We start from the raw sequence: 359 nt of genomic DNA, 5'->3' as shown, positions 1-359 counted from the left end.
GACTACACAGGCTCGGGCTCGCGGCCTACCTCGCGGCGGGTGATCTCCATGCTGATCGCGTCGTAGGTCGCCAGCAGTTCCGAACGGGCCGTGCCAGCGGGGTCGTCGAGCAGGCCGAACACGGAGTCGCTCGCGGCGAGGAGTTCGTCGTCGGAGAAGCGGGTCAGCCGACGGGTGCCAGAGGGATCGATGGAGGCCAGGAATTCCCCGGACACGTCCAGCGTGGGCAGTGCGGCGCAATCGTCGCTGTGCGGGGTCAAGTCCAGTGAGACGCCGCCGGGGGCGGGCATGCCGGCCGTCTCCGAGCCGGCGCTTCCGCCGTCGATCGCGTTGAGGTCGTTGCGCAGCCCGGCCAGCGC

The 359-nt window shown here is 70.8% G+C and carries 1 protein-coding gene; it reads right to left on the bottom strand.

The genetic code is table 11. From position 1 onward, the window contains the following. Positions 1–2: 2 nt before the first annotated feature. Positions 3–359 (bottom strand): hypothetical protein (locus tag AC1U89_RS25060; RefSeq protein ID WP_479902316.1); only part of this gene is annotated, 357 nt, incomplete at its 5' end.

The organism is Caulobacter sp. 05T431, assembly GCF_056665975.1.
Note: the sequence above shows the minus strand (reverse complement) of the source record. Positions and strands in the feature narration are given on the sequence as shown.